The sequence below is a fragment of the Paracoccus sp. PAR01 genome (genome assembly GCF_014851995.1).
Lineage (GTDB): Bacteria > Pseudomonadota > Alphaproteobacteria > Rhodobacterales > Rhodobacteraceae > Paracoccus > Paracoccus litorisediminis.
On sequence record NZ_JACVAW010000101.1, the window covers coordinates 1 to 448 of the forward strand.

General features: G+C 58.3%; 1 pseudogene. It reads left to right on the plus strand.

What is annotated here, in order from left to right:
- A pseudogene (locus tag IB235_RS24865) lies at positions 1 to 448 on the plus strand (hypothetical protein); the annotation flags it as partial.

A 448-nucleotide genomic window follows, 5' to 3' on the forward strand; every position in this document is an offset into this window, starting at 1 on the left:
GCCACCGATGGTTCCGTGGTGCATTTATTGTTGCATCAGGCCAGCGGCAGTTCCCGGGGCTACTGGGCCTTGCGCCTGACACCGACCTTCTTTTCCACTTTGACCAAGCAAAGCGAGATGGGCAGCCGTCCGCTGTGGCTGGTGGAAAATCGCATCAATCATCAGATCATCAGCCGTGACGAAGGGCTGCCCTCGGTCAATCCGGGCACACTGACCGAGGACGATGTCGCCAACAGTGTGCTGACGGTTCCGCTGAGTAGCAGCGATTGGCAATTGCGCGGCTTGTTTGACCGTCAGCGCGTACTGGAAGAGCTGCTGCCGGCGTTCATCGGCAAATGCCTGCTGGGCCTGGCGTTTTCCATGCTGCCGTTCATCGCTTTGCTGAACATGCGCCGGCGTCAACGCCAATTGAATGAAGGCCGCCGGCGTTATCAGGATATTTTCGAAG